This is a genomic window from Amycolatopsis sp. NPDC003861 (genome assembly GCF_053605405.1).
In genome coordinates this window covers 1-17,617 of record NZ_JBSGJD010000212.1, presented here as the reverse complement: position 1 = coordinate 17,617, position 17,617 = coordinate 1, and the positions used below count along the sequence as shown (strand labels likewise).

At 72.3% G+C, this 17,617-nt stretch carries 17 protein-coding genes; 9 read left to right on the top strand and 8 right to left on the bottom strand.

The genetic code is table 11. The annotated features are described in order from the left end of the window. Positions 1–334, bottom strand: a 334-nt coding sequence (locus ACWEVN_RS36685; protein ID WP_452054340.1) for a response regulator, incomplete at its 3' end; no start/stop codon positions are given. A gap of 112 nt (positions 335–446) precedes the next feature. Here ACWEVN_RS36685 and ACWEVN_RS36680 point away from each other — a divergent pair. The 6 genes from ACWEVN_RS36680 (at position 447) to ACWEVN_RS36655 (ending at position 6,962) form a co-directional block, all read left to right on the top strand. Beyond that, the gene (locus ACWEVN_RS36680) at positions 447–986 is read left to right on the top strand and encodes a hypothetical protein (RefSeq protein WP_449685363.1); all 540 of its coding nucleotides are present in this window, start codon (positions 447–449) and stop codon (positions 984–986) included. Further along, positions 983–2,077 (top strand): peptidoglycan-binding protein, encoded by a 1,095-nt coding sequence (locus tag ACWEVN_RS36675; RefSeq protein WP_452054339.1) that lies wholly within the window; start codon positions 983–985, stop codon positions 2,075–2,077. Before ACWEVN_RS36680 ends, ACWEVN_RS36675 begins: the two co-directional genes overlap by 4 nt. Then, on the top strand, positions 2,074–2,760 hold the full coding sequence (locus ACWEVN_RS36670; RefSeq protein ID WP_449685365.1) for an ABC transporter ATP-binding protein: 687 nt from the start codon (positions 2,074–2,076) through the stop codon (positions 2,758–2,760). The genes ACWEVN_RS36675 and ACWEVN_RS36670 overlap by 4 nt, the downstream gene beginning before the upstream one ends. Next, positions 2,757–3,962 (top strand): ABC transporter permease, encoded by a 1,206-nt coding sequence (locus ACWEVN_RS36665; protein ID WP_452054338.1) that lies wholly within the window; start codon positions 2,757–2,759, stop codon positions 3,960–3,962. Before ACWEVN_RS36670 ends, ACWEVN_RS36665 begins: the two co-directional genes overlap by 4 nt. 190 nt (positions 3,963–4,152) lie before the next feature. Next, positions 4,153–5,679 (top strand): amidohydrolase family protein, encoded by a 1,527-nt coding sequence (locus ACWEVN_RS36660; protein ID WP_452054337.1) that lies wholly within the window; start codon positions 4,153–4,155, stop codon positions 5,677–5,679. A 47-nt stretch (positions 5,680–5,726) separates the two neighbouring features. After that, positions 5,727–6,962 (top strand): glycosyltransferase 87 family protein, encoded by a 1,236-nt coding sequence (locus tag ACWEVN_RS36655; protein ID WP_452054336.1) that lies wholly within the window; start codon positions 5,727–5,729, stop codon positions 6,960–6,962. Here ACWEVN_RS36655 and serC read toward each other — a convergent pair. From serC to ACWEVN_RS36625, 6 genes are all read right to left on the bottom strand, one after another. After that, positions 6,955–8,079, bottom strand: a complete 1,125-nt coding sequence (serC, locus tag ACWEVN_RS36650; RefSeq protein WP_310968674.1) for a phosphoserine transaminase — start codon at positions 8,077–8,079, stop codon at positions 6,955–6,957. The genes ACWEVN_RS36655 and serC overlap by 8 nt on opposite strands. A 352-nt stretch (positions 8,080–8,431) precedes the next feature. Beyond that, the gene (locus tag ACWEVN_RS36645; protein WP_452054335.1) at positions 8,432–9,772 is read right to left on the bottom strand and encodes a serine hydrolase domain-containing protein; all 1,341 of its coding nucleotides are present in this window, start codon (positions 9,770–9,772) and stop codon (positions 8,432–8,434) included. A gap of 108 nt (positions 9,773–9,880) precedes the next feature. After that, positions 9,881–10,501, bottom strand: coding sequence for a response regulator (locus tag ACWEVN_RS36640; protein ID WP_013230184.1), 621 nt, complete (start codon positions 10,499–10,501; stop codon positions 9,881–9,883). Continuing rightward, a complete protein-coding gene (locus tag ACWEVN_RS36635; RefSeq protein WP_452054343.1) occupies positions 10,498–11,658 on the bottom strand; it encodes a sensor histidine kinase in 1,161 nt (386 codons plus the stop codon). The genes ACWEVN_RS36640 and ACWEVN_RS36635 overlap by 4 nt, the downstream gene beginning before the upstream one ends. Then, positions 11,655–12,464 (bottom strand): ABC transporter permease, encoded by an 810-nt coding sequence (locus ACWEVN_RS36630; RefSeq protein WP_449685370.1) that lies wholly within the window; start codon positions 12,462–12,464, stop codon positions 11,655–11,657. Before ACWEVN_RS36630 ends, ACWEVN_RS36635 begins: the two co-directional genes overlap by 4 nt. Continuing rightward, positions 12,461–13,300, bottom strand: a complete 840-nt coding sequence (locus ACWEVN_RS36625) for an ABC transporter ATP-binding protein (RefSeq protein WP_452054334.1) — start codon at positions 13,298–13,300, stop codon at positions 12,461–12,463. Before ACWEVN_RS36625 ends, ACWEVN_RS36630 begins: the two co-directional genes overlap by 4 nt. A gap of 215 nt (positions 13,301–13,515) precedes the next feature. Between ACWEVN_RS36625 and ACWEVN_RS36620 the strand changes: the two genes are divergently transcribed. Together ACWEVN_RS36620 and ACWEVN_RS36615 are read left to right on the top strand one after the other, a co-directional pair. After that, positions 13,516–15,210, top strand: coding sequence for an SDR family oxidoreductase (locus ACWEVN_RS36620; protein WP_452054342.1), 1,695 nt, complete (start codon positions 13,516–13,518; stop codon positions 15,208–15,210). 14 nt (positions 15,211–15,224) lie between these two features. Continuing rightward, positions 15,225–15,827 (top strand): TetR/AcrR family transcriptional regulator, encoded by a 603-nt coding sequence (locus ACWEVN_RS36615; protein ID WP_452054341.1) that lies wholly within the window; start codon positions 15,225–15,227, stop codon positions 15,825–15,827. 7 nt (positions 15,828–15,834) lie between these two features. Here ACWEVN_RS36615 and ACWEVN_RS36610 read toward each other — a convergent pair whose 3' ends face one another. Further along, positions 15,835–16,983 (bottom strand): citrate synthase 2, encoded by a 1,149-nt coding sequence (locus ACWEVN_RS36610; RefSeq protein WP_310968668.1) that lies wholly within the window; start codon positions 16,981–16,983, stop codon positions 15,835–15,837. Positions 16,984–17,271: 288 nt separating this feature from the next. Between ACWEVN_RS36610 and ACWEVN_RS36605 the strand changes: the two genes are divergently transcribed. Further along, a complete protein-coding gene (locus ACWEVN_RS36605; protein WP_310968667.1) occupies positions 17,272–17,574 on the top strand; it encodes an urease subunit gamma in 303 nt (100 codons plus the stop codon). Positions 17,575–17,617 lie beyond the last annotated feature (43 nt).

Sequence of the window (17,617 nt, the reverse complement as noted above, 5' to 3'; positions counted from 1 at the left end):
CCCGGGCGACCAGCTCGGCGAACGCGAACGGCTTCGTCAGGTAGTCGTCGGCGCCGAGGCCGAGGCCGGCGACCCGGTCGGTGACGTCGGCGGCCGCGGTCAGCATCAGCACCCGCGCCTCGCCGCCCGCACGGACCACCGCCGCGCAGACGTCGTCGCCGTGCACCTTCGGCAGGTCGCGGTCGAGGACGACGACGTCGTAGCCGTGCACGCCGACGCGTTCCATCGCTTGCTCGCCGTCGTAACAGACGTCGACGGCCATCGAAAAGCGCCGCAACCCCTCCGCGACCGAGTCGGCCAGCAACCGCTCGTCCTCCACCACCAGCACCCGCACCGGCCCAGTCTGCGCAGGGAGGCCATAAGGACCGCATAAGCGACGTCGCTTAGCGCGCCCGAATCCCCCGATCCGTAGACCTGACCCCCAACCGGACGAAAGGAAGCGAGCCATGCGGACACGGATCGTCGTCGCGGCGCTGGGGACAGCCCTGCTGCTCGGCGGCTGCGGGGCGAAGCCCGACGACGGGTCGAAGGTCGCCTCGATCTCGACGCCGCCGAAGACGGGCGGGCCCACCGCGGCCGACAACAGCGGCAAGAGCGACGAAGACAAGATGCGCGACTTCGCCAAGTGCATGCGTGAGCACGGCATCGACATGCCCGACCCGAAGCCGGCGGGGGAGGGCGGCGGCATGGCGATCACCCTCGGTGGCGACGGCGTCGACTCCTCGAAGCTCGAGGCCGCGCAGAAGGCGTGCAAGCACTTGATGCCCAACGGCGGCGAGATGAAGCCGCCGAGCGCCGAAGAGCTCGACAAGATGCGCAAGGACGCCAAGTGCATGCGCGAGCACGGAATCGACATGCCGGACCCCGATCCCAACGGCAAGGGCGCAACGCGGATCGGCGGGCCGGGCGACGACCCGAAGAAGTTCGAGGAGGCCGCCAAGGCGTGCGGGCTCGGCATGAGCATCAGTTCGAGGGCGGGCAAGTGAACGAAGTGACGCACCTGAAGCCCCGCCGCCGCGGCCGGACGCGGTGGTTCATCGCCGGCGCCGTCCTCGTCGTGGTCCTGGGCACCAGCTCGGTCGTGATCCTGACGCGCGTGTCGAGCGCGACGCCGGTCAAGGAGGCCGCACCGCCCGCCGTCGAGACCGCGGAGGTGGTCAAAACCGACCTGAGCGAGGAAGAGGAGGCCGACGGCACCCTCGGCTACGGCGACGAATCCGTCGTCGCGGGCCGCAAGCCGGGCACGATCACGTCGCTGCCGGACGCCGGCGCCACCCTGACCCGCTGCAAAGCGGTGTACGGCGTGGACGCGAAGCCGGTGCCGCTGTTCTACGGCACCCTGCCGTTCTACCGCGACCTCGCCGCGGGCGTGGACGACGGCGCCGACGTCAAGCAGCTGGAGGAGAACCTCAAGGCGTGCGGCTTCGGCGGCTTCGGCACGCCGGACAAGAAGTTCACGTCGGCGACGGCGGCCGCGCTGAAGAAGTGGCAGAAGTCCCTCGGCCTGGAGCAGACCGGCACGTTCGGGCAGGGCGACGTCGTGCTGGCGGCGGGCGAAGTCCGCGTGTCGGCGCTGTCGGCGAAGCCCGGCTCGCCGGCCCAGGGCGAGGTGCTCAAGACGACCGGCACCGTCCGGTCGGTGCAGGTGAAGCTCGACGCGGCGAAGCAGAGCCTCGCCCAGCAGGGCGCGAAGGCGTCCGTGACGATCAACGGGAAGACGACGCCGGGCACGATCACCGACGTCGGGCGGACCGCGGTCGAGGGCAAGGACCAGGCGGGCCAGGACGACGGCAAGCCCAAGATCACCGTGACGGTCCGGCTCGACGACCCGGCCGTGGCCGGCACGCTCGACTCCTCGCCGGCGACCGTCCGGTTCACCAAGGACGTCCGCCGGGGCGTGCTCGCGGTCCCGGTCGGCGCGCTGCTCGCGCTCGCCGAAGGCGGGTACGCGGTCGAGGTCGACGAAAACGGCCGGCGGCGGCTGATCGGTGTCCAAACCGGACTGTTCAGCGGCGGGAAGGTCGAGGTCACCGGCACCGGCCTGGAGGCGGGCCTGCGGGTGGTGACGACGTCGTGACGCCCGTGCTGCGCGTGCACGAGGTCACGCGCACCTACCCCGGCGGGGTCGCCGCGCTCGACGGCGTCTCGCTCGCGCTGGAAGACGGCGAGATGGTGGCGATCGTCGGGCCGTCCGGATCCGGCAAGTCCACCCTGCTGCACCTGATGGGCACCCTCGACCGGCCGTCGGCGGGACGGGTGGAGCTGCGCGGCCACGACGTCGCCGCGCTGCCCGACCGGAAGGTCTCGGCGCTGCGCTCGCGCTGGATCGGGTTCGTGTTCCAGCAGTTCTTCCTCGACGAAGGGATGAGTGCGGTGGACAACGTGTGCACCGGCCTGCTCTACGCCGGGGTGCCGCGCCGGCGGCGGCGCGCGCGGGCCCTGGCGGCGCTCGACCGCGTCAAGCTGGGACATCGGGCGTGGCACCGGCCCGGCGAGCTCTCCGGCGGCGAACGCCAGCGCGTCGCGATCGCCAGGGCGGTGGTCAACGACCCGGCGATCCTGCTGGCCGACGAGCCGACCGGCAACCTCGACACCGGCACCGGCGCGTCCGTGCTCGCGCTGCTCGGGGAGCTGTCGGCGGAGGGCACCACGATCGTCGTGATCACCCACGACCGCGAGATCGCGGCGGGCATGCCGCGCCGCATCGAGCTGCTCGACGGCCGCCTGCGGCTGGACACCGGCCTGGTGGGTGCGCGATGACGCCGGTGACGTTGCCGGAGCCGGCCCGGCTCAAGCCGCCGGACGTCGTCGCGCTGGGGGCGCACGGCATGCGCACGCGGCCGGTGCGGGCGGTGCTGTCCGCGCTGGGCATCGCGATCGGCGTCGCCGCGATGGTGGCGGTGCTGGCGATCCCGGCGTCGGGGGCGCAGGCGCTGCACGACCGGCTGGCGGCGCTCGGCCCGAACCTGCTGACGGCGGGGCCGGGCCAGACGCTGTTCGGGGCCAACGCGACCCTGCCGGACGACGCGGTCGCGATGGCCCGCCGGATCGGCCCGGTCCAGGCCGCGGCGGGCACCGGGACGACGTCGGCGAGCGTCCGCCGCAGCGACAAGATCACGCCGGACGACACGTCCGGGCTGTCGGTGTACGCGGCGCGCCCGGACCTGCTCGCCGTGCTGAACGGCAAGGTGCGCGCCGGCGCGTTCCTGGCGACGGGCAACCAGAACTACCCGGTGACGGTGCTCGGCTCCCAGGCCGCCGCTCGGTTGGGCATCGACCACATCGACCCGGCGAGGCCGCCGCAGGTGCTGATCGGGACGCAGTGGTTCACGGTGGTGGGCCTCCTCGCGCCGATGCCCCTGGCGCCCGAGATCGAACGGTCGGCCCTGGTCGGCTGGGACGTCGCCAAGCGGCTCCTGGAGTTCGACGGCCATCCGTCCACTGTGTACGTCCGCGCGGCGGATTCCGCGGTGGACGAGGTCCGTTCGGTCCTGGCGGCAACGCTGAACCCCCAGGCCCCGAACGAGGTCGAGGTCCGGCGGCCATCGGACGCACTGGCGGCGCAGAAGCTGACGGACACGACGTACAGCGCGTTGTTCCTCGGCCTCGGCGGCGTGGCCCTGCTGGTCGGCGGCGTCGGGGTGGCGAACACGATGGTGATTTCGGTGCTGGAGAGAAGGCGCGAGATCGGCATGCGGCGCGCGCTCGGGGCGACGAGGAGGCAGATCCGGGGACAGTTCCTGGCGGAGTCGGTGCTGTTGTCGGGCCTGGGCGGACTGGCGGGGGTGCTGGCCGGGGTGCTGGTGACGGCGGGCTACGCGCTCAGCCAGGGGTGGCCCGCGGTGCTGCCGACGGGGGCACTGGCGGGCGGCGTCGGGGTCGCCGCGCTGGTGGGCGCGGTGGCGGGGGCGTACCCGGCGGTGCGGGCGGCTCGGCTGGCACCCACGCGGGCGCTGGCTTGAGGTGAGGTGGGCCGGGCGGGTTCTGCGGCGCTGTGTGGTTGCGGGGCCCGTCCCGGTCCTGTCGTCGAGCATGCACAATCACCCGTCCGCCGGTTACTTCCGACGCGAAACCCAGCACGTCGGAAGATTCCCCACCCCCGTCGCCCGGTGTTGGATTACCGGACGGGAGCCGATCGAAGGGTGGGGCGGCGTGCTGCGAGTCGAGGCGAATCGGCGTGATTTCCTGCGGTGGCTGACGACAGCCGGGGCCGGGCTCGCCGCCGGTGGGGTGGCTCCGGCCGTCTTCGCTCAAGAGGCTGCCGCGGCCGGGCGTGAGGTTGTCGTCGTCAGCGGCGCCACCGTGGTCGATGGCACCGATGGTCCCGCGCGGCCGGGCTCCTCCGTCGTGGTCGTCGGGGACCGGATCGCCTGGGTCGGGCCGGCCGGCGAGGTGCCGCTGTGCGGGGGCGCGCGGGTCGTCGACGGCCGCGGGCGGTACCTCGTGCCCGGGCTCTGGGACATGCACAGCCACGGCATCGAATTCGAGGACATCGCGCCGCCGCTCTTCCTGGCCAACGGCATCACCGGCATCCGCGAGATGCAGGGCTACGACGAGAACCGCGCCACCCGCGACAAGCTCGACACCGGTGCGCTGCTCGGCCCGCGGATCGTGCTGGCCAGCGGGATCATCGACGGCCCGGTGACGCTGCTCGGCCCGCCGGTCGTCCAGGTCGGGACCGTCGCGGAAGCGCGGGCCGCGGTCCGGGAAGCCGTCGCCCAGCGGTCGGACTTCGTGAAGGTCTACTTCTACCTGCCGCGGGACGTGTTCGCCGCGATCGCCGACGAATGCCGGCGCCACGGCCTGCCCTTCGCCGGGCACTGGCCCTACCGGCTTCGCGTGCTCGAAGCCGCCCGGGCCGGTCAGCGCAGTTTCGAGCACAACTTCGGGTTGCCGATCGCCACCTCGAGCCGCCGGGACGAGTTCCTGGCCCGCCTCGACGCGACGCCGTTCGACCCCGCGTCCCCGCGCGACTTCTTCAACCTGGCCCGCGAACTCGACCGGCAGGCCGCGCAGGCCTACGACCCGGCCACGGCGGCCCGCCACTTCGCCGGTCTCAAGGAGGCCGGCAGCCGGCTCAGCCCCACCTTCGCGGTCAACCGCGTCATCTCGCGCCCCGTCGGGGCGTTCGCGAACGATCCGCGGAACAAGTACATCCCGAAGGTGATCCTCGACCTCTGGGCCGACCGGCTGCCGCTGTTCACCCCGGTCACACCCCAGCAGATCGCCCAGCAGGAGGCCTACTTCCAGGCGCAGCTGCGGCTCATCGGAGAGGCGCACCGCGCCGGGGTCGGGGTGCTCGGCGGCACCGACTGCCTGAACCCGTACGTGTACCCGGGCTTCAGCCTGCACGACGAGCTCGACTACCTGGTCGCGGCCGGGCTCGGCCCGCGGAAGGCGCTGCAGACGGTGACCCGCGACGCCGCCGCGTTCCTCGGCCTGGCGGCCACGGCCGGGACGATCACCCCCGGCAAGGTCGCCGACCTGGTGCTGCTCGACGCCGACCCGCTCGCCGACATCCGCGCGGTCCGGCGGATCGACACCGTCGTCACCGCGGGCCGCGTCCTCGACCGGGCCGCGCTGCGCGGGTTGCTCGCCGGCGTCGAAGCCGCCGCGAGCCGGCCGGCCGCGACGGCGAACGCCAGGTCAGTGCGGTTGCCGGTGCACGGCTGCTGCTGAGCGCCGGGTAATCTCGGCCGGTCGAAGACCTGGTTCGAGGGGGACGCGTGCTCACTGGGCGGAAGCTGGCCGGGGCGCTCGTCGTGCTCGAAATCGCCGCCGTCGTCCTGGTGCTCGTCCTCAAGCGGTTCGACGGCCTCGACCTGGAGGTCTACCTCGGCGGCGCGAAGGCGCTGGCCGAACAGGGCTCGCCGTACGACGCCTGGGTGCCGACCACGCACCAGATCCTGCTGCCGTTCACCTACACGCCGTTCGCCGCGGCCGCGTTCTGGCCCGGCACGCTGCTGCCGTTCGCCGTCACGATGAAGCTGGTCAGCATCGCGTCGATCCTGGCGACCGGCGTGGTCGCCTACCTCTACGTCGCGACGCTCAACGGCTCGCTGACCGACGCCACCAAGGTCCGCGGCCGGGTGGTCGCCGCGCTGGTCGCCATCGGCGCGCAGCTCGCCGGCGCCCTGCTCGAACCGGTGCGCTCGACGCTGGGCTTCGGGCAGATCAACGCGCTGCTCATGGTGCTGGTGGTGCTCGACGTCCTGCTGCCCGGCGAGCGGAAGCGGACGAAGGGCCTGCTGATCGGCGTGGCCGCGGCGATCAAGCTGACCCCGGCCGTCTTCGTCGTCTACTTCCTGTTCCGCCGCGATTTCCGGTCGGCCGCGCGGGTGGTCGGCGGGTTCGTGGTGGCCGGCGCGCTGCTGTGGCTGATCCGGCCGTCGGCGTCCTTCACGTACTGGACGAAGCTGGTCTTCGACGCGGGCCGCATCGGCGGTGTCGACTACGTCGGCAACCAGTCGCTCAAGGGGCTGGTGACGCGGATCGGGCTGCCGGAAACCGCGGGCAACGTCGTCTGGCTGCTCGCCGCCGTCGCCGTGATGGCCGTGGTCGCGGTGATCATCGTGCGCGCCGCCGAGCCGGTGCTCGGGCTCACCGCGTGCGCGGTCGGCGGGCTCCTGGTTTCGCCGATCTCGTGGACCCACCACTGGACGTGGTGCGTGCCGGTCCTCGTCCTCGCCGGCTGGTACGCGTGGCGCTTCGACCGGGCGATCCGGTGGGTGGCGGCCGCGGTCGTCGTCGCCGGGTTGACGTTGTTCATCGTCGGCCCGATGTGGTTCGCCCCGCGGCCGGCGCCGTCGGCCGGCTGGTGGCTGGCGACGGAGTCCTACGAGCTGTACGGCTTCGCGCTGCTGGCCCTCGCCGCGTTCGGCGCCCGCCGCCTGGCCACGAAGAAGGGGACCCCCACCGCGGAAGCGGCGGAGGTCCCCTCCAAGGAACCCCAGGTCAGCTGAGCCGCTCGACGACGTACTCGATGGCCTGCGTCAGCTTGGTGACGTCGTCCGGGTCGATCGCCGGGAACAGGCCGACGCGCAGCTGGTTGCGGCCCAGCTTGCGGTACGGCTCGGTGTCGACGATCCCGTTGGCGCGCAGCACCTTCGCGACCGCGGCGGCGTCGACGTCGTCGCTGAAGTCCACCGTGCCGACGACCTGCGAGCGCAGGTCCGGGTCCTTCACGAACGGCGTCGTGTAGCTCGTCTTCTCGGCCCACTCGTACAGCCGCGACGAAGAGTCCTTCGTGCGCGAGGTCGTCCAGGCGAGCCCGCCCTGGCCGTTCATCCACTCGATCTGCTCGGCGAGCAGGAACAGCGTGGCCACGGCCGGGGTGTTGTACGTCTGGTCCTTGCGGGAGTTGTCCAGCGCGGTGGTCAGCGACAGGAACTCGGGAATCCAGCGGTCGCCGCCGCCGATCTCGCCGATCCGCTCGACCGCGGCCGGGGAGGCCAGCGCGATCCAGAGCCCACCGTCCGCGGCGAAGGACTTCTGCGGCGCGAAGTAGTAGACGTCGAAGTCCTCCGCCTTGACCGGCAGACCGCCGGCGCCGGAGGTGGCGTCGATCGCGACCAGGGCGCCCTCGCTGCCCTCGGGGCGGCGGACCGGCACGGCGACCCCGGTGGACGTCTCGTTGTGCGCCCAGCCGACCAGGTCCGCGCCGGCTTCGTAGGCGATGTCCGGGGCGCTGCCCGGCTCGGCCTTGACGACGATCGGGTCGGCCAGGAACGGCGCGCCCTTGGTCACGGTGGCGAACTTCGAGGAGAACTCGCCGTAGGTGAAGTGCTGCGCGCGCTCGCGGACCAGGCCGAAGGCGGCCGCGTCCCAGAACGCCGTGGTGCCGCCGTTGCCGAGGATGACTTCGTAGCCCTCGGGCAGGGAGAACAGCTCGGACAGACCCGCCCGCACGCGCCCGACGAGGGACTTGACCGGCTTCTGCCGGTGCGACGTGCCGAGGTAGGTGGAGCCGGACTCCGCCAGGGCACTCAGCTGCTCGGCGCGGACCTTCGACGGGCCGCAGCCGAAGCGGCCGTCGGCCGGCTTGAGGTCGGCGGGGATGGTCAACTCAGCGTCGGTCATGTGGCCAGTCTCTCAGGTCGGGACAAGGCAGGTAACAGAGGTGGGGCGGTGTCCGGAATGTGGAATCGACGGGCGATCGGCCACGCCGCCGGTGCAGCGCGCCGCGGCCTTCCGGACGGCGGCGGCTACGCCATCGGGCTGCACCGCGGTGGGGGTAAAAACACGGTTACCGGCCCGCCGGGGCGCCGGTAGCGTCCCCGGCCGAGCAGAGTTTTCCGGCGCCGCGCCGTGGAACGCGCTCCCCGCCGGGGTCGCGGCCATCGGCGGCCAGCCGGTTCGCCCACGCGGCGCGTACCGCCGCCCTGAACCGAGGGTCCCGCTCGCCGCTCTGGGGGTGCGAGCGGGGCCCGGCTCACCGCCAGTTCTCGACGCCGCCCGGCACCGGGGCGGCCGGGTCGTACGGCGTGCGGGTGAAGACGAACGTCGCCAGGTCGAGGTGGGTGGCGACGCCGTCGGCGTTCCGGCCCACTTCGAGCGTCTCGCCGGCGTAGTACGCGTCGAGGCCGACGTAGGTGTCCTTGCCGGTGGCGCGGAAGCGGGAGCTGCGCCCGGCGCCCTCCACCGGCGCGAGCAGCAGCAGCCCGTCGCCCTGGATGCGCAGGTGGTACGCCGTCGGGCCCCAGTGCCAGAGCCCGGTCAGCGCCAGCAGCTCGGGGTCCACCGGCGACGGCAGCCACTCGGCGGGCAGCCGCGGCTCCAGCTCGTCGGTCATGGTGATCAGGTCGAGGCAGAGCTGGGTGATGCCGACGCCGGACGTCGAGTTGGCGAGCACCAGCGCGCCGGTCTGCGCGGCCGGGTCGACCAGCGTCACGGCCAGGAAGCCGGGCATCGAGCCGGTGTGGCCGGCCAGCCGGCGGCCGCGGTAGCGCACGACCATCAGGCCGAGGCCGAACCCGGTCGTCCAGACGTCGGTGTCGTCGACGGTGACCATGGTCCGCATCTCGTCGACGGTCTCCGGCGCGAGCACGCCGCCGGTCTCGCCGCCGAGGAACGCCGTCCAGCGGCCGAGGTCCCGCGCGGTCGACCACAACTGCCCGGCGGGGGCCATCGCTCCGGCGTCCGGGCTCGGTTCGGGCAGCAGGACGTCGGCGAAGGGGTGGACGGCGAAGCCCTCGGCGTGCGCGCCGACCGGGTGCGGGGTCGTGCGGGTCATCCCGAGCGGGCCGAGGACCTCCTCGTCGAGCACGGACAGCCAGCCCTTGCCGCGGTGGCGGGAGAGGAGTTCGCCGAGGACGCCGTAGCCGACGTTCGAGTAGTGGAACCGCGCGCCCGGCCGGTGCTTGGTCGCGCCTTCGGCGAGGCTGCCGACCAGCGCGTCCCAGTCGGCGCCCGGGGTCCGCTCCCACCACAGGCCGGGCGACTCGGACGTCAGGCCGGAGGTGTGGGACAGCAGCTGGGCGACGGTGGCGGCGCCGAACGGCGTGCCCGGGACGTGCTTCTCCAGGGGGTCGTTGAGGTCGAGCAGGCCTTCGTCGCGCAGCCGCATGACGGCGGTGGCGACGAGGGTCTTGGTGATCGAGCCCAGCCGGTACTGGGTGTCGGTGCCCGGGGTCTCGCCGCCGACGCGTCCCCGGCCACCGGACCAGACGATCTCCCCGTCCCGCACGACGGCGGCGACCAGCGACGGAGCCCGGCAGGCGGCCTGCTCGTGCGCGATCCGGCGGAGCAGGGCGAGTTCGGTCGAGGCAAGCATGGGGGCATTCTGCCGCGCTCGGGCGGGCGAAGCAGGTCCCGGCCCACCCACCGTGTGCGGGAAGAGGCATCGCGCGTGTCTGGAGGGGTGATGCCCGCCGGGTCACGGTCAGCCGAGGAGGTTGCGGGCCATCGCCGTGGTAACCGCGGCCGTGCGGTCCGAGACGCCGAGCTTGCCGAACACCCGGAGCAGGTGGGTCTTCACCGTGGCCTCGCTGATGTGGAGCGCGCGGCCGATGTCGGCGTTCGTCCCGCCCTTGGCGACCAGCCGCAGGACCTCCACCTCACGGGCCGACAGCGGCTGCGGTTCCGGGTTGCGGACGCGGTTGACCAGCTTCCCGGCCACCGACGGCGCCAGCACCGTCTCCCCGCGGGCCGCCGCCCGGATCGCGTTGGCCAGCTCCGCGCGCGAGGCGTCCTTCAGCAGGTAGCCCGACGCGCCCGCCTCCACCGCGCGCAGGATGTCCGCGTCCGTCTCGTACGTCGTCAGCACGACGATCCGGCGGCCGGGCTGCTCGCGCAGGATCCGCTTGGTCGCCCCGACGCCGTCGAGGCCCGGCATCCGCAGGTCCATCAGCACGACGTCGGGAACGGCGACCCGGTCGAGCGCGACGGCTTCGTCCCCGGAACCCGCTTCCCCGACGACCGTCAGGTCCGGCTCCGCTTCGAGCATGCCGCGGAGGCCTTCGCGGACGACGGGGTGGTCGTCGACGAGCATGACGCGGATCAAGCCGGCACCTCCAGGGTGAGTTCGGTGCCGCTGGGGCCACTCCGGACACTCAGTCTGCCACCGACCTGCTCGGCCCGGGACCGCATCCCGCGCAGACCGAAACCCGTGGCGTGGTCGGGGTCGAAGCCGGCGCCGTCGTCGCGCACGGACAGCCGCACCGAACCGTCCACAGCGGACAACCGCACCGACACCGCCGACGCCGCCGCGTGCCGGCGGACGTTGTTCAGCGCTTCCTGCGCGCCCCGGAGCAGGACCACCTCACCCGCCATGCCGAGGGCGGGCAGTGGACCGTCCACTTCGTACCGGACCACCACGTCGGACGAATCGGCCAGCCGGTCGGCCTGCCGCCGGACGGCGTCCACCAGCGAGCCGGCCGCGAGGTCGGCCGGGGCCAGCGCGGCGACCATCGCGCGGGCCTCCGTCAGGTTGTCCCGCGCGGTGCGGGCGGCCAGCTCGGCGTGCCGCCGGGCCGCGGCCGGGTCGGTGTCCAATTCGGACTCGATGGCCTGGGCGAGGGTGACGATGCTGGTGAACCCCTGCGCGAGGGTGTCGTGGATCTCCCGCGCCAGCCGCTCGCGCTCCGCCGCGGTGCCCGCCTCCCGGGAGAGCCGGGCGACTTCCGCCTGGCTCGCCTCGAGCTTCGCGATCAGGTCTGCGCGCCCGCGGCTCTCCTCGATGACGTGCCCGATGAACTTGCCGCACAGCACGCCGAAGACGACCAGGATGGCCGTCATCGGCAGCATGATGTGCAGCGTCGGGCCGGTGAGCCCGTCGTTGACGACGGCCGCCGCGGGGTTGAGCAGGATCGCCACCGTGGTGAGGACCGCGGCCGGCCGGAACTCGAGCGTCGAGAACAGCAGCGGGCACGCCATGAAGAGGATGAAGCCGGACGTGCCCTCGGCGAGCATGGCGATCCCGACCAGCACCAGCACCAGGAGGGCGAACACCCACCGCTGCCGGATGGACGAGTCGTCGTCCCGGACGAGCCGGCGGCCCCACAGCAGGTAGCTCAGCGCGAGCGCGGTGAGCGCCCCGGCCGCGACGGCCGTCCACCCCGGGTCGGCGCCGTCGAGGAGCACCAGCGTGGTCGTGGCCAGGTAGGCCACCGCGAAGAGGATCTCCCAGAGCCAGTTGAACCGGTCCCAGGCGTCCTTCACTTCGCGTCGGTCCACCGGAAGGTCAGCCGCGCCAGCACCGCCCCCGCCACGCACCAGATCCCCAGCACCAGCGCCACCCGCGGAAGCTCCCATGTCCCGGCCATCTCCATCCTCACGGCGCCGTCCGGCAGGAAGACCGACCGGAACCCCTGGCAGATCCACTTCAGCGGGAAGAACGACGCGATGTCCACCATAACTTTCGGCAGGTTCGTGATCGGCGAGACGAACACACCGGAGATGAACTGCAGCACCAGGTACAGCATCTGCACGATGGCGACCGCGCCGTTGGTGGACTTCGCGAGCGAGCTGATCGCGATCCCGAGCAGGGTGCACGAGACGATGCCGAGCGCGAACACCCACAGCAGCGTCAGCCACTTCGCCGGGTCGGACGGCAGCTGCAGCCCGAACAGCAGCACGGCGACCCCGGCCATCAGCACCGTCTGGGCCAGGCTGGACACCGCGACCAGCACCATCTTGCCGATGAAGTACGACGCCGGCGGCATCGGCGTGCCGCGCAAGCGCTTGAGGGCCCCGGTTTCGCGGTCGGCCGAGACGCCGGTCGCGATGCTGTTGAACGACGTCGACACGATGCCGGAGCCGATCATCCCGGCCGCCAGCAGCTGGCCGGACGTGACGCCGTCGAGCGCGGTCGGACCGTCCAGGATGGACCCGAGCAGGATCATCAGCACCGCGGGCAGGGAGAAGGTGAAGACCACCTGTTCCTTGTGCCGGAAGAACTGCCGCAGCTCGGTGCCGCCGCGGGCGAGCCCGAGCGTCAGCGGGCCGGGAAGAACGAGCGTGGTCATGCCTTGTCTCCGATCAGGTCCAGGTAGATGTCCTCCAGGCTCGGCCGGGTCACCGTCAGGCCCGCGAGCTCGCGGCCCCCGGCCGAGAGCTCGGTGACGAGCTTGGTCGGGTACGCGGTGCGCTCGACGTGCTCGCCGCGTTCGTCGACCCAGCGCACGGTGGCCTCGGCCGCCGCCCGGCCGCCGAGGTTCTGCGGCGTGTCCTGGGCGACGATCTCGCCGCGCGCGATGACCGCGACGCGCCCGGCGAGCGCTTCGGCCTCGTCGAGGTAGTGGGTGGTCAGCAGGATGGTGGTGCCTTCGGCGGCGAGGTCGCTGATCAGCGACCAGAACTGCCGGCGTGCCTCGGGGTCGAAGCCGGTGGTCGGCTCGTCGAGGAAGAGCAGCTCGGGCCGCCCGATGATGCCGAGGGCGACGTCGACGCGGCGGCGCTGGCCGCCGGAGAGCGCCTTGACCCGCGCCCCGGCCTTCTCGGTCAGCCCGACCTTCTCGATCACCTCGTCGGGGTCGCGCGGGTCGGGGTAGTACTTCGCGAAGTGCCGGACGGTCTCGGCGACGCTCAGCTCGGCGGCGTCGGTCGCCGTCTGCAGGACGATGCCGAGCCGGGCCCGCCAGGCGCGTCCGGCCTGGCCGGGGTCCTCGCCGAGCACGGTGACGTCGCCGGCCGTCCGCCGCCGGTGCCCTTCGAGGATCTCGACGGTGGTGGTCTTCCCGGCGCCGTTCGGGCCGAGCAGGGCGAAGACCTCGCCCTGGGCGATGTCCAGATCGAGGCCGGCCACCGCGAGGTGACCGGGGTACTGCTTGCGCAGGCCGCGCACGCTGACTGCTGTGGTCATGCTCAAAGCCTGGCCGTTCGCGCCGCCGGATCCGACCAACGGCCAGTGGAATCCGGCTGTCCACCGATCGGTGGACACGCGGGCTTGGTTTCCCGTGGAACCACGAAAACGCTGTCATACAAGCAAAAATCCGAGGATCCGAGCTTGCGGAACCGCCGCGCGGGTGAACGCACTGTTGACAAGTTGTCTAACATGACAGAATGTCTCACAAGTGGGTGACCGCCAGCGACGGTGTCCGCCTCTCCGTGACCATCGACGGCCGAAGTGACGGGCCCACGGTCGTGCTCGTGCACGGCTACCCGGACAACAGCTCGATGTGGGCCGGGGTAGCCGCCGGGCTGACGGCGAAACACCGCGTCGTCACCTACGACGTCCGCGGAGCCGGACAGTCGGACAAGCCGCCGGGACGCGCGTCCTACGGGCTGGACCAGCTGGCCGACGACCTGCGGGCGGTCGTCGAGGCGGTGCAGCCGACCGGCAAAGTGCACCTGGTCGCCCACGACTGGGGCTCGATCCAGACCTGGCACGCCGTCACCGGGGACGGCCTGCGCGGGCGGATCGCCTCCTACACGTCCCTCTCCGGCCCGAGCCTCGACCACGCCGGCGCCTGGTTCCGCGCCCAACTGCGCCGCCCGACGCCGAAGCGGCTCAAGAACGCGCTGAGCCAGTTCCTGCACTCGTGGTACATCCTGGCGTTCCAGATCCCGGTCATCCCGGAGCTGCTGTGGCGGACGGGCCTGCTGGGCAAGCAGATCCAGCGGATGGAGCCGGACGCGGCGCCGCCGGACAAGTCCGACGGCCGGCACGGCCTCCAGCTCTACCGCGCCAACATGTTCACCCGGCTGTCGCGCCCCGCGCCGCGCCCCGCCGACGTCCCGGTGCAGGTGCTGGCCCCGACCGGCGACGCCTACGTCACGACGCCGCTGCAGACCGAGGTCACCCGCTGGGCGCCCGACCTGCGGATTCGCCGGATCGTCGGGACGCACTGGGTGACCAGGGCGAAGCCGGCGGTGGTCGCCGCCGCGGCCGCCGAGCTGATCGACTACGTCGAGACCGGGACGGAGAGCCGTGGGCTGCGGCGGGCCCGGGTCGACGCGGGGCCGTTCGAGGCCAAGCTCGTCGTCGTCACCGGGGCGGGCAGCGGGATCGGGCGTGCCACCGCGCTGGCCTTCGCCGAGCAGGGTGCCGACGTCGTCATCACCGACGTCGACCAAGCGAGCGCGGCGGAGACCTTGAAACTGCTGGGTGAGCACGGGCTCGCCGAGTACACAGTGGACTCCTCGGACGGCGAGGCCGTGCACCGCTTCGCCGAGCGGGTCCGCGCCGAACACGGCGTCCCGGACATCGTGGTCAACAACGCCGGCATCGGGATGTCCGGTCCGTTCCTCGACACGTCCATCGAGGACTGGGAACGCGTCATCGACGTCAACCTCTGGGGCGTCATCCACGGCTGCCGCGCGTTCGCGCCGATGCTCGCCGAGCGCGCCGAAGGCGGCCAGATCGTCAACCTCGCCTCGGCCGCCGCCTACCTGCCGTCGAAGATCCTCTCCGCCTACGCGACGACGAAGTCCGCCGTGCTCACCCTGAGCGTCTGCCTGCGGGCCGAGCTGGCCGCGCACCACATCGGCGTCACGGCGGTGTGCCCGGGCATCGTCAAGACCAACATCACCAACACGACGAAGTTCGTCGGAGTGTCCGAAGAGGAACAGCGCCGACGGCAGAAGGAGAGCTCGAAGCTGTACGCCCGGCGCGGGTTCGGCCCCGAAGGCGTGGCGCGGGACATCCTGCGTGCCGTGGAAAAGGACATCGCGATCGCACCGTCCACTCCGGAGGCGAAGGCCGCGCTGGTCCTTTCGCGACTGACGCCCGGCCTGCTCCGCACGGCCGCGAAGCTGGACCTGACGCCGTGAGCCGGCCGCGGCGGATGTCGCCGCAGGCCCGCCGCGACGACCTGATCCGCGCCGCGCTCGACCTGTTCGGCTCGCGGGCGCCCGAACTGGTCACGGTGGACGACATCGTCGTGCGCGCCGAGGTGTCGCGGCCGCTGTTCTACCGCTACTTCGCCAACCTGCGCGAACTGCAGGTCGAGGCGCTGCGCACGGTCACCGACGGGCTGATCGACGGCCTGGCCGGGCTCGAGGAGGGCCCGCCGGAGGTGCGGCTGCGCGCGGCCGTCCGCGGCCTGGTCGACGTCGCCGACCACTACCGCGCGGGGTACATCGCGTTGCTGCGCAGCGGTTCGGTGATCGCGACGTCCGAAACGGACGCGGCCATCGACGAGGTCCGCAACCGGGCGGTGGCGCTGATCCTGGACGCCCTCGGCGTCACCGACCCCTCTCCGCTGCTGTCGTTGACCCTCCGCTGCTGGACGGCCGTCGTCGAGGGCGCGCTGCTGAGCTGGCTGCAGGAGCGCAGTGTCGCCCGCGAAGACCTCGACGGCTGGCTGGTCGACCAGCTCACGGCCATGCTCGAGGCCACCGCGAAGCACGAACCGGCCGGCACCACGGGGGTACCGGCCGGTTCGTGAACGAGCGTCAGTGCTTGGTGACGAGCTCCCAGCCCTCGACGTCCTCGGGGCTGCGCGGCGCCGGGCCGACGTACTTGGCCGACGGCCGCACCAGGCGTCCGGTGCGCTTCTGCTCCAGGATGTGCGCGGCCCAGCCGGCGGTGCGGGCCGAGCTGAACATCGCGGGCATCATGTGCGGCGGGACCTGGGCGAAGTCCAGGATGACCGCGGCCCAGAACTCGACGTTGGTCTCAATCGGGTGATCCGGGCGCCGCTCGCGCAGCTCCTTCAGCGCGGCCTGCTCCAGCGCGGCAGCCGCCTCGTAGCGGGTCGCGCCGAGCTCCTGGCAGGTCCGGCGCAGCACGCGGGCCCGCGGGTCCTCGGCCCGGTAGACGCGGTGGCCGAAGCCCATCAGGCGTTCCTTGCGGTCGAGGATGCCCTTGACCAGGCCCTCCGGGTCACCGGTGCGCTCGACCTCTTCGATCATCGGCAGCACGCGCGCCGGGGCGCCGCCGTGCAGCGGACCGGACATCGCGCCGATGGCGCCGGACATGGCCGCCGCCACGTCCGCCCCGGTGGAGGCGATGACGCGGGCGGTGAACGTCGAAGCGTTGAGGCCGTGCTCGGCGGCCGACACCCAGTAGGCGTCCAGCGCCTTGACGTGCGCGGGGTCCGGCTCGCCGCGCCAGCGGACGAGGAACCGCTCGGTGATGGAGTGGGCCTCGTCGACGCGGGTCTGCGGGACCGCGGGCTGGCCGATGCCGCGCGCCGACTGGGCGACGTAGGACAGCGCCATCACCGAGGCGCGGGCCAGCTGCTCGCGGGCCTCGTCGTCGGTGATGTCGAGCAGCGGGCGGTACCCCCAGATCGGGGCGAGCATGGCCAGCGCGGCCTGGACGTCGACCCGGACGTCACCGGTGTGCACCGGCAGCGGGAACGGCTCGGCGGGCGGCAGGCCGTGACCGAACCGGCCGTCCACGAGGAGGCCCCACACGTCACCGAAGGTCACCTTGCCGGCGAGGTCCTCGATGTCGACGCCGCGGTAGCGCAGCGCACCGCCGTCCCGGTCGGGTTCGGCGATTTCGGTGTGGAAGGCGACGACGCCTTCCAGGCCCGGTCGGAAGCCGTCGTCGGGTTGGCCGGACGGCTGAGGCTTGCTGATCGTGGAGGTAGTCACTGTTTCGCGGAACCTTTCGGTGCGCTTTTCCCCGGCTGGTTGGTGCTGGTCGCGCGGTTGGGACAAGCGCACTGAACGCGCGCCACATCGCACGGATGGATAGACCTTGCTCTCTTGACGGGCGGGTGGCAATCGAAAGAAGCGGTGGTTTCGGTCACGATTACGAGAACGATTCAGTCACACGTCCGGTCAAGCCGGAGAATTTTCACCACTTAGTGTGACGAAGCCCAGGTAAATCCTGTGTTTCCGAACCAGGCGCTCCCCGGTTTCGGGTGATAGACCTAGCGGATGCACCTCAGCCCGCAGGAGCGCGACAAGCTGCTCATCCACGTGGCGGCCGACGTCGCGCGGAAGCGGCTGGACCGCGGTGTCCGGCTCAACTACCCCGAGGCGGTCGCGCTGATCACCGACCACGTCCTCGAAGGTGCCCGCGACGGCCGCACGGTCAGCGACCTGGTGGCCAGCGGCCGGACCGTGCTTTCGCGGGAGCAGGTGCTCGACGGCGTGCCGGAGATGGTCGACTCCGTGCAGGTCGAGGCCACCTTCCCGGACGGCACGAAGCTCGTCACCGTGCACGACCCGATCGTCTGAACCCACCGGTCGTGAGTGGTAAGGCGGGTTAGAACCCGCCTTA

Coding starts and splice junctions, on each gene's coding strand:
- ACWEVN_RS36680 (WP_449685363.1), top strand. CDS start 447: ATGCGGACACGGATCGTCGTCGCGGCGCTGGGGACAGCCCTGCTGCTC.
- ACWEVN_RS36665 (WP_452054338.1), top strand. CDS start 2,757: ATGACGCCGGTGACGTTGCCGGAGCCGGCCCGGCTCAAGCCGCCGGAC.
- serC (WP_310968674.1), bottom strand. CDS start 8,079: ATGACCGACGCTGAGTTGACCATCCCCGCCGACCTCAAGCCGGCCGAC.
- ACWEVN_RS36645 (WP_452054335.1), bottom strand. CDS start 9,772: ATGCTTGCCTCGACCGAACTCGCCCTGCTCCGCCGGATCGCGCACGAG.
- ACWEVN_RS36630 (WP_449685370.1), bottom strand. CDS start 12,464: ATGACCACGCTCGTTCTTCCCGGCCCGCTGACGCTCGGGCTCGCCCGC.
- ACWEVN_RS36625 (WP_452054334.1), bottom strand. CDS start 13,300: ATGACCACAGCAGTCAGCGTGCGCGGCCTGCGCAAGCAGTACCCCGGT.
- ACWEVN_RS36615 (WP_452054341.1), top strand. CDS start 15,225: ATGTCGCCGCAGGCCCGCCGCGACGACCTGATCCGCGCCGCGCTCGAC.
- ACWEVN_RS36605 (WP_310968667.1), top strand. CDS start 17,272: ATGCACCTCAGCCCGCAGGAGCGCGACAAGCTGCTCATCCACGTGGCG.